The 10,627-nt window shown below is 38.3% G+C and carries 8 protein-coding genes and 1 pseudogene; 7 read left to right on the forward strand and 2 right to left on the reverse strand.

What is annotated here, in order from left to right; genetic code table 11:
- The first annotated feature begins 5 nt into the window (after positions 1–5).
- The 7 genes and pseudogenes from IPK91_05755 to IPK91_05785 all read left to right on the forward strand — a co-directional run bounded on the left by IPK91_05755 (position 6) and on the right by IPK91_05785 (position 7,648).
- Complete coding sequence (locus IPK91_05755; protein ID MBK8296777.1) at positions 6–515, forward strand: asparaginase; 510 nt, start codon at positions 6–8, stop codon at positions 513–515.
- Between the two features lie 172 nt (positions 516–687).
- Positions 688–2,121: an OmpA family protein gene (locus IPK91_05760; GenBank protein MBK8296778.1), complete on the forward strand. Its 1,434-nt coding sequence runs from the start codon at positions 688–690 to the stop codon at positions 2,119–2,121.
- Between the two features lie 106 nt (positions 2,122–2,227).
- Positions 2,228–2,793 (forward strand): annotated as a pseudogene (gene efp, locus IPK91_05765) (elongation factor P).
- Between the two features lie 3 nt (positions 2,794–2,796).
- Positions 2,797–3,294, forward strand: a complete 498-nt coding sequence (gene accB, locus IPK91_05770; protein MBK8296779.1) for an acetyl-CoA carboxylase biotin carboxyl carrier protein — start codon at positions 2,797–2,799, stop codon at positions 3,292–3,294.
- 12 nt (positions 3,295–3,306) lie between these two features.
- Positions 3,307–4,653 carry an acetyl-CoA carboxylase biotin carboxylase subunit gene (gene accC, locus IPK91_05775; GenBank protein ID MBK8296780.1) on the forward strand — a complete coding sequence of 449 codons (1,347 nt, stop codon included), beginning with the start codon at positions 3,307–3,309 and terminating at the stop codon, positions 4,651–4,653.
- 38 nt (positions 4,654–4,691) lie between these two features.
- Positions 4,692–6,512, forward strand: a complete 1,821-nt coding sequence (locus tag IPK91_05780; protein ID MBK8296781.1) for an ABC transporter ATP-binding protein — start codon at positions 4,692–4,694, stop codon at positions 6,510–6,512.
- 14 nt (positions 6,513–6,526) lie between these two features.
- Positions 6,527–7,648 (forward strand): T9SS type A sorting domain-containing protein, encoded by a 1,122-nt coding sequence (locus IPK91_05785; GenBank protein ID MBK8296782.1) that lies wholly within the window; start codon positions 6,527–6,529, stop codon positions 7,646–7,648.
- Between the two features lie 6 nt (positions 7,649–7,654).
- Here IPK91_05785 and IPK91_05790 read toward each other — a convergent pair whose 3' ends face one another.
- Positions 7,655–9,829: a S46 family peptidase gene (locus tag IPK91_05790; protein MBK8296783.1), complete on the reverse strand. Its 2,175-nt coding sequence runs from the start codon at positions 9,827–9,829 to the stop codon at positions 7,655–7,657.
- Positions 9,830–9,896: 67 nt separating this feature from the next.
- Positions 9,897–10,622, reverse strand: coding sequence for a DUF3667 domain-containing protein (locus IPK91_05795; GenBank protein ID MBK8296784.1), 726 nt, complete (start codon positions 10,620–10,622; stop codon positions 9,897–9,899).
- Between the last annotated feature and the right edge of the window lie 5 nt (positions 10,623–10,627).

Genomic DNA, 10,627 nt, shown 5'->3' on the forward strand with positions numbered 1-10,627 from the left:
CTTGTATGGACCCAAAAACTGATTTCATTCAAATATTTGTTACTGGTGGAACCTTTGACAAAGAATACAACTTTGTAAATGGCCAGCTCTTTTTTAAAGACACCCACCTGCCCGAAATGATGGAACGGGGCCGTTGTACCCTTGACATCGACATTAAAACGTTGATGATGGTGGATAGTCTGGAAATGACTGAAGAAGACCGTCAAATAATCATTCACAATTGCAAAAAATCGATTTCAAATCACATATTAATTACTCACGGTACGGATACCATGAGTTTAACGGCTAAAGTCCTGGCAGAAGCATCACTTCAAGGGAAAACGATCGTAATAACCGGCGCCATGATTCCATATGCTTTTGGAAATTCATCAGATGGTTTTTTTAACCTGGGGTCCGCACTTGCTTTTGTCCAGACTCTCAATCCGGGTGTTTACATTGTAATGAATGGACGTTTCTTTCCATGGGATCAGGTTAAAAAGAATACAGGAACCGGTTTTTTTGAAGCAACTTATTAAGTTCATTTTAATGATACAAACTGCCAAATTTCAATACATTCCTCTAAATTTCACCTACCTTTGCATGGTCAAAAAACCCTATATGAAACACGTACTCTGTTTAGTATTTTTTATATGTTTTAACATGATGAGCCCTCTTCAAGCTCAATTTTCCGATTTTAAACAGGGGCTTATGGCACGTAAAACCTTGTTTGATTACAATACATTTAGGGATAAAGACGCTGCAGCTTTTCGCCAGTTTCAAAATGGATTTGAATTGGCTTACATCCGCAACTTTCCGCATAATTTATCTGTAACAATTCCATTTGGATTGGGTATTTATAAAGACAGCACCAATGAATCAATAAAAAATCCATTTTTTACTTTGGGCGCGCAAGGCAATTTACATGTTTTAAAATCAAGGTGGGCCAATCCGATCTTGGTTGCAGGAGTCAATTTTGTAATTCCAAAAGAAGGCGATTTTGGAGTAGAAGTTCCACTTGGACTTGGAATTAATTTTATGGTTCACCCACAATTTTACCTTCATTGGCAATCAGATTACAGGTTAAACATTGCGAATTCTGAATCGCATATCCAACATCATTTTGGCTTTGTGTATTTACTGGGAAATAAGAAAAACCAAAACAAAGAAGTTATTATGGAAAAACCTGATGCCGATAAAGATGGCATCATAGACGAATTTGATTTGTGTCCAAATACACCCGGCATAGCCAAGTTCATGGGCTGCCCGGATTCAGATGGTGATGGCATCCCTGATAAAGACGATAAATGTCCGGAATTAAAAGGAATTGAAAAATTTATGGGCTGTCCTGATACCGATGAGGATGGCATTGCAGATAATGAAGATGAATGTCCTAATCTTAAAGGAATCAAAGAAAATAAAGGTTGCCCTGAAGCAGATGCGGATGGTGATGGGGTTTCTGATAAAAAAGATCAATGTCCGGATAAAGCCGGATTAGTCGAATTTAATGGTTGTCCGGATTCAGATGGCGATGGCATTTCGGATAAAGATGACAAATGTCCAAATGTTGCCGGTATTAAATCGAAAGCAGGATGTCCAGATGAATTAAAAAAAGACAGTGACTCAGACGGTATTTCGGACGATCAGGATGAATGTCCGTTTACTGCAGGATTGGTACAATTTAAAGGCTGTCCGGATTCAGATGGAGATGGTGTTATGGATAAAATCGACAGTTGCCCAAATACTCCTGGACCTGCAAGCAATAAGGGTTGCCCAGCAATTGAAAAGGCTGACAAAGAAACCCTGGATTTTGCGATGCGTGCCGTACAATTTGACCTTGGTCGTGCAACCTTGCAATCTGAATCTTTTAATATTTTAGATAAAGTATCCAAAATATTGAGAAAATATCCGGATTACAATTTGTCTATTCATGGACATACTGACAACTCAGGTTCAGCTAAATTCAACTTGGATTTATCGGAACGTCGGGCAAAAGTCTGCTATGAATACCTGATTTCTCAAGGTGTAAATGCCTCCAGATTGAGTTATGCCGGTTTTGGGTCTGCTAAACCCATTTCAAGCAATAATAATGAAACCGGTCGTTATTTGAATCGTCGGGTAGAATTCAACTTAGTACCCAGGTAGGTCATAAAACCGATTTTGGCTTTATTATTTTAGGCTATAAGGCCTGAATACTGCTTTTTAGTAGGGCATTCTGGATTATCTTTGCGCCTTCTTAAAAAAAAATCTCATGGCTAATACTTCAGATATTCGGAATGGTTTGTGTATTAATTTTAATAACGATATTTACGTGATTGTTGAATTTCAGCACGTCAAACCCGGTAAAGGAAATGCATTTGTAAGAACCCGATTGAAAAGTTTATCTTCAGGAAAGGTTGTAGAAAATACATTTGTAGCCGGTCATGATGTGGATGATGTTCGGGTGGAAAGGCGAAAATGCAGTACCTTTATAAAGATGATTCTGGGTACCATTTTATGAATTCAGAGACTTATGACCAGGAGGCCATTGATATCAATCTGATCGAAAATGGTGAATTCCTTAAAGAGGGAATGGAAGCAGAAGTCTTGTATCATGTAGAAAAGGAAATTCCATTAACAGTGGATCTTCCGGCCCATGTAGTCATGGCTGTTATATCAACCGAAGCTGGTGTCCGTGGAAATACTGCAACCAATGCACAAAAAATGGCCACTTTAGAAGGAGGTGCCTTGGTAAAGGTGCCACTTTTTGTTGAAGAAGGGGACCATGTTCGGGTTGATACCAGGACAAAGGAGTATATTGAACGCGTAAAACAATAAATCATGAACTTTAAAGAAATACAGGAACTTATACGTCTGGTCAGCAAATCTGATCTTTCTGTTTTTAAAATGAAAGAAGGTGATTTTGAATTGACAATTAAAACAGGCAAGGAAGTCAAAACAAATCCGTCAATTTCGGTTCCATATATTCCGGCTGCTCCTGCAATTCCAGCGAGTTTACCGGTTTCCAGATCCGTTTTAACTGCAGAAGAAACCTCCGCTTCAAAAGCTGCTTCTGAAGAAGAAGCCAATTCAAATAAAAAATTATTAGAAATCAAATCTCCCATGGTTGGTACGTTTTATCGGGCATCCGGACCAGATAAACCCCAATTTGTAAAAGTTGGAGATCCCGTTGAAGTAGGATCAACCGTTTGTATCATCGAAGCAATGAAACTTTTCAATGAAATTGAAAGTGAAGTGAAGGGTAAGATTGTTAAGGTACTGGTTGAAGATGCCTCACCGGTTGAATACGACCAGGTTTTATTCTTAGTCGAACCCTAATTTATACCCCGCATGTTTAATAAAATATTAATCGCAAATCGCGGTGAAATCGCGCTACGTATCATTCGAACGGCCCGTGAAATGGGTATAAAAACGGTTGCAATTTATTCAACCGCAGATCGCGAAAGTCTGCATGTCCGTTTTGCTGATGAAGCTGTTTGTATCGGTCCGCCAGCTTCTTCCCAATCATATCTCAACATACCAAAAATTATGGCCGCGGTTGAGATCACCAATGCCGATGCGGTTCACCCTGGTTATGGTTTTTTAGCCGAAAATGCAGAGTTCGCTGAAATTTGTCATCAATACGGAATCAAATTTATCGGCCCCACACCCGATCAAATTCGCAAAATGGGTGATAAGATCACCGCAAAAGATACCATGATCAAAGCCGGAGTTCCTGTTGTTCCAGGTTCAGACGGTTTATTACAAGATATAGCCCAGGGCAAACGCATCGCTTCTGACATTGGTTATCCGGTTATTCTGAAAGCAACCGCCGGAGGTGGAGGACGTGGCATGCGCATCGTTTGGAAAGAAGATGAATTTGAATCCATGTGGAATATTGCCCGACAAGAGGCAAAAGCCGCATTTTCTAATGATGGGATTTATGTTGAAAAATTTATTGAAGAACCCCGACACATAGAATTTCAGGTTGTTGGCGATCAACACGGTCGTGTGGTACATCTTTCAGAGCGGGATTGTTCAATACAGCGCCGTCACCAAAAATTAGTGGAGGAAAGTCCATCGCCTTTTATGACTTCCGAACTTCGGGAGCTCATGGGGGAAGCAGCCATTAAAGCAGGTAAATCAATAGATTACGAAGGGGTTGGAACCGTTGAATTTCTGGTGGACAAATACCGAAATTTCTATTTCATGGAAATGAATACCCGGATTCAAGTGGAGCATCCGGTTACAGAAGAAGTGATTGATCACGATCTGATTAAAGAACAAATTAAGGTTGCTGCCGGCATCCCGATTACTGGTAAAAACTACTTTCCAGCCATGCATGCCCTGGAAGTGCGGATCAATGCTGAAGATCCCTATATGGATTTCAGACCCAACCCAGGCAAAATAACCTCATTGCATACGGCTAAAGGACATGGTGTCCGGGTAGATACGCATGTGTATGCTGGTTATACGGTACCCTCATATTATGACTCGCTGATCGCTAAATTAATTTGTAAAGCTCAAACCCGCGAGGAATGCATTACAAAAATGGAACGGGCTTTAGACGAGTTTATTCTGGAAGGAATTAAAACCACCATCCCATTTCACCAGCAGCTTATGAAAAATCCTGATTTTAGAGCAGGGAATTTTCATACCGGCTTCTTAAATAATTTTAAACTGGAACCCCAGAAATAATCAATGAACAAATCAGTTCATTTGCAATTGATTATTGAGTGAAAGCATTTTTACAATTGATGAGTCTGCTCCGGGACTATAAATACCGAGTACTGGCTCATTTCTTTTTTTATATCCTGGCTACACTTTTTACAGTATTGAGCATTCCTGCGATCATTCCCTTGTTTGAAATGCTCTTCCAAAAACAGATGCCAAGTTTTCAGGATCCTGGTCAGGTACAAAGTATCAGTGATTTTATAGGATTAATTAAATATCGATTTGGCGTTTGGATCAATCAATACGATCCGAATATGCGATTGATGATTATTTGTGGAGGTTTGGCTGCTATTTTTTTTCTAAAGAATTTTTTTAGATACCTGGCAATTCATACCATGGCCCCAGTCCGGGTAGGTGTATCCGCAAAACTTCGCCAAAATTTATTCAATAAATTTATGAGTTTGCCTCTATCCTATTTTTCTGAAGAACGGAAAGGCGATTTAATTTCAAGAATGACTACGGATGTGCAGGAAATAGAATTCAGCATCTTATCTACCCTTGAAACACTTGTAAAAGATCCATTATTGATATTAGGCAGTATGGCCATTATGATTTACACCAGTCCTGCATTGACTTTATTTGTGTTCATGTTGATGTTGTTTACCTCACTTGTCATAGGGGGTATCTCCAGAACATTGAGGAAACAATCAAATACTGCACAGCATTTAATGGGCGATTTAATTTCTGTACAGGAAGAAAGTCTTGGAGGATTGCGCGTGATAAAATCTTTTGGTGCAGAAAATTATGTAATCGGACGATTTAATTCAATCCTGGATGCATACCGAAACATGGTAACCCGAATTTATCGTAGACGGGATTTATCATCGCCTTTGTCTGAGTTTTTAGGAATCACAGTGGTTTGCTGTTTGTTATGGTATGGAGCCAAATTGGTTTTTGCAAATGAAATGTCCGGCTCTGTATTTTTAGCATTCCTGTATGCATTTTTTAATGTAATCGAACCTTCTAAAGCATTATCAAATGCTTACTTTAATATTCAAAAAGGAATGGCTGCCGCAGATCGCATCAATCAGGTATTAAATGCAGAAGACCAAATAAGAGACAATCCCAATGCATTATCAAAGAATCTATTTAAACACGAGCTTCGTTTTGAAAATGTCAGTTTTAGATATACGAATCAAAATGCTTATGCTTTAAGAAATATTAATCTGGTGATTCCAAAAGGAAGTACTTTGGCCATTGTTGGTTCATCCGGTTCAGGGAAAACGACTTTGGTGGATTTGATCGGACGTTTTTATGATGTTACTGAAGGAAAAATCACCATCGATGGTGTTGATATTCGTGACATTCGATTAACGGATTTAAGAAGTTTAATGGGAATGGTTAACCAGGATCCAATTCTATTTAATGATACTATAAAAAACAATATCTTATTTGGAAAGGACCAACAATCTGAATCCGCTATTTGGGAAAGTTTGAGCGCAGCGCATGCAGAGCAATTTGTATCCGAACAAGCTGAACAGCTGGAATATACCATTGGAGACCGTGGAATGAAACTTAGTGGCGGACAACGCCAACGATTAACCATAGCGAGAGCTTTAATCAGAAATCCACAAATTCTGATTTTAGATGAAGCTACGTCTGCTTTGGACACTGCCTCAGAAAAAATTATACAGGAGGCCATGACAGAAATCCTTGAAGGGCGTACCGCAGTGATTATAGCGCACCGCTTATCTACCATTCAACGAGCTGATAAGATTATCGTTTTGAAGGAAGGACAAATTCTGGAGGAAGGCAATCATGAATCTCTATTAAAAAAGGGAGGTGAATACAGCAGCTTTGTATCTTTACAATCATTTCAATAAATTTTAATAAAAGTATGAATTATCTATACAGCTTGATTTTATGTTCATTGGCCTGGACTGCAAATGCCCAAACTACCATCACAAGTGCTGTAAGACCAGCCGTTGGAGATTCCTTTGGGTATCGTTACGATACCGTAGTGGGTTCAATTGCATTGGGAAATCCTGGACCTAATCAAATTTGGGATTTCAGTAATTTAAATTCCAATGTGCGTCGTTCTGAAGTGTATTTACCGAAAAGTGCGGGTGTAAATGCGTCCAGTTTTCCAACAGCCGATGCAGTCGTTTTTCAAGGAATTACTGAAATGTATTACAGAATGTATGCAAATCGGGTAGATCTTTTAGGAACTGCCACTCGCGGAGGAGGTCCGATACCCGGTTTGGGGGGTGCCAATGTATTTCCTAAGCCGGCTACTGTTTTGCGTTATCCTGAAAACTGTTTAGATACACTTTCCTATCAAACGATCAGTTCTGTTGCATTTTCATCCAGCATTCTACCCGATAGCTTATTAAATTCATTGCCCTTAAAACCGGATTCTTTTCGGGTTAATTTTAACACGAAATTTCACAAAGAAGCCGATGCATGGGGAACTTTAAAATTACCAGCTAAATCCTGGGAGGTATTGCGCGAAAAAATCAATACCGTAAGCAAAACAACCATCGATGCCAAAGTACAATTTCTGGGTTGGATTGATGTAACCGGTTTAGCTAGTGGTCTATTTGCCGGTTTTTTTGGAGATCTAAATACAACAGCATATGCTTTTATATCCAATGAAACAAAAGGATATATAGCCTATATAACAACAGACAGTCTTGGTTTGCCAGCAGCCGTGCAATACAAACCAGATGATCGGATTCAATTACAAACTGCAAATGGAACGAATTCAGTTGCATTGAGTCTTTATCCGAATCCAGCACAAGACCTGCTCTTAGTAAGTAATTATTCTTTACCTGGCGGAAGGTATACGTATCGCATTTTAGATGTTACTGGTAAAACGATTCAGTCAGCTAAAATTCAATTGATAGAAAATGAATCGCATCCGATTCAAATCCATGGATTAAAAGCTGCGACTTATATTTTCCAGTTACTAGACAACAAGGCTCAAGAACTTGGAAATGCCCGGTTTATAGTTGAATGAGAATCGTTATTTCTTTTTTCCTTTAGGATAAACCAATTTCATTTCATCTACCAGCCATTTGGCTCCGGCAAATTTGTCAATGATAAATAAAATGTATCTCGCATCAACCATGATGTTACGACAAATGCTGGGATCATAATTGATATCACTCATGGTACCTTCCCATACCCGGTCAAAATTTAATCCGATTAAATTTCCATGGGCATCAATGGCAGGGCTTCCGGAATTACCACCTGTAGTATGATTGGATCCAATAAATGCTAATGGCATTTTGCCATCATCCCCATAGATACCATAATCCTTATTCTTAAACAAGGTTTGCAATTTTTTAGGTACATCAAATTCATAATCGCCCGGAACATACTTTTCCATAACTCCATCCAATGTGGTTTTGGAAAGATAATGAACGCCATCACGTGGTTTAAAACCCTCTACTTTCCCGTATGTTATTCGGAGTGTTGAATTTGCATCCGGATAATATTTTTTCTCAGGAATCACTTCCATCAGAGCAGTCATGTGTGTACGTCGGAGTGCATTGATTTGCTCTTCCAATTCAAAACACAATTTATTGATATCGTTATTTTGATAAAAATTCATGTCTTCATAAAACTGATAGAGCGGATCTGATTTCACTGCATTAATCCAATGTGAATAATCCAGAGCCATAAGGATTGCCAAACTATCTTTATTAGTTAACCTGCTGCTGGAATAAAGGGCCTTAGTAAAGGCTTTATAATCTGCCTTGTGTTTATTCAAATCTTCTTTTAAAGAATTAAAAACAAACGCAGGATTCATCTCTTTAATAAATTGTTCTAATAGACTGGTAAATATTTCCTGATCGATAGATGTATTAAAATCTTTAAAGTAGGCATCCACATTTTTCAAAACATCTTCTTTACTACTATTAAATTTTGTTTCACCTCTCCCTTCATATGTATTGATCAATGACTTAACCAGTTGATAGTAATCGTACACATCGACATTTCTGACAAACGTTTCTGCATAGTATTCTCTGGCCTTTGTAAACGGTTCCAGCCGTTTATATAAAAATTCCATATCAGGAATGAGTTTGCGATACGATTCAAATTTTGGGTTTTGTTCGACCCGTTTTTGAAAAACAGCATCATCCTGTAACTTTTTATCTAATCCATTGGTAACTCGCATCCCAAGATTTTCACCGATCCATTTTTTCCATGCATTTGCGATTCCTGCATATTTTGATGCATACTGAATTTTTGTTTTCTCATCTGCACGCATGTATTTATCCATTATTTTTAAAGCCTTATCTCGCAAACTGATTCGAACAGGGTTTAATACATCGACTTGCTGGCGGGCGGCTTCATAAATTAAATACTCCGTTGTGCGACCTGGAAAACCAAAAACCATGGTAAAATCCCCCTCTTTTATTCCGCTTAAAGAAATTGGAAGAAAATGTTTTGGTTTGTATGGAACATTGTCTTTAGAATAAGCAGCAGGACGATTGGCTTTGTTGGCATAAATTCTAAAAAGTGAAAAATCACCCGTATGTCTTGGCCAAACCCAATTGTCTGTATCTGCTCCAAATTTTCCTATAGATTCTGGTGGAGTACCAACCAGACGAATGTCATTATACGTTTCAGTCACAAAAGCAAAATATTGGTTCCCATTATAAAACGCACGGATCATCACATCCTGATCTGCCATTTTAGGTAACACAAGTTTTAACTTTTCAATATTCTCATCAACTTTATTTCTTCGCTGGAGTTCACTCATTTTTAAATCAACACCCTCCAATATTTTACTGGTAACATCTTCCATGCGGACGATTAAAGTTGCAGTTAAACCTGAACAAGCATGTTCTTCTGCTTTATTTCGTGCCCAAAATCCATCACGAATGTAATTTTTATCTACTGAACTCAGCGCTTGAATATACCCAAAACCACAATGGTGGTTTGTCAACATCAACCCTTCGTTTGAAATAATCTCAGACGTGCAGCCCCCACCAAATTGAACGATGGCATCTTTTAAAGACCCTTTGTTAATATTGTAAATATCATCCGCAGAAATTTTCATTCCCATAGATTTCATTTCCTTCTCATTCAAAGATTTTAAAAAAATGGGAAGCCACATGCCTTCTCCAGCAAATAGGCACTGAGAAATGGTCAAAAAGCAGATTGCAAAAAAATGATTCTGTTTAAACATTCAATTTGAATTAAAGTTAATGTGTCCCACAAAGGTACACCGGAAAAAAATATTTTATAAAAAGGACTTATTCAATCAGCTGAAAAATGGTATAAACTGTGGTTAGTATGATCAAGGATGCTAAAAAGAGAAAAAATGCGGTTAATACACCGGCAACTCCAGATTTCCATAATGCATTTTTGAAATAAGAATGATAGAAATAACTTGCAAATACGATTGGAAATAAAGGCCCGATAATATTTCTTAAAATTTCTGCATCTCTCCACAGAGCAACCATAAGATACGATGGAATGTTAATCAACAGTCCGGCACCAACTATATAACAGAGCATCACATTATAATTCACAAATACAGGATCGAGTTTTCTGAATACTAAAAAAGGACCTAAAGCCATCATAGGAACAGAAAACGCATAGATTAATGAAATATAATTTTGAATGAATAGATTGAATCGTTGTTCCAATTCCGATGAATTGGTATCGATTTCACCAAAACTCACTTTGAGCGTCAGTGCAATAAATAAGTTGACACTTGCCCAAAATAGCAGAAATTTTACTGGATGATAATATTTTCTCCGCTCTCCTCCAATAAAGGCTCGGGCTATTTTCCCAGGTTCCTTTGCCAAAACCTGCAAGGTAACCAGCATTTTCTGTTCCCAATTCGTAATGGTTTCAAAAACAACCTGAAAAAGCGATTTTAGGTCAAGGTCCTTTTTACCGTATTTTGCACCACACTGTCCACAAAAACGGGCTGTCACTTCCCCACCACAATTCGGACAATAATGCACAGACACGTATC

It is taken from the genome of Saprospiraceae bacterium, assembly GCA_016712145.1.
In the GTDB taxonomy this organism is placed as follows: Bacteria; Bacteroidota; Bacteroidia; order Chitinophagales; family Saprospiraceae; genus Vicinibacter.

What these genes read in the sequence shown, in the direction of transcription:
- IPK91_05755 (MBK8296777.1), top strand. Translation starts at nt 6, where the DNA reads ATGGACCCAAAAACTGATTTCATTCAAATATTTGTTACTGGTGGAACC.
- IPK91_05760 (MBK8296778.1), top strand. Translation starts at nt 688, where the DNA reads ATGGCACGTAAAACCTTGTTTGATTACAATACATTTAGGGATAAAGAC.
- accB (MBK8296779.1), top strand. Translation starts at nt 2,797, where the DNA reads ATGAACTTTAAAGAAATACAGGAACTTATACGTCTGGTCAGCAAATCT.
- accC (MBK8296780.1), top strand. Translation starts at nt 3,307, where the DNA reads ATGTTTAATAAAATATTAATCGCAAATCGCGGTGAAATCGCGCTACGT.
- IPK91_05785 (MBK8296782.1), top strand. Translation starts at nt 6,527, where the DNA reads ATGAATTATCTATACAGCTTGATTTTATGTTCATTGGCCTGGACTGCA.
- IPK91_05790 (MBK8296783.1), bottom strand. Translation starts at nt 9,829, where the DNA reads ATGTTTAAACAGAATCATTTTTTTGCAATCTGCTTTTTGACCATTTCT.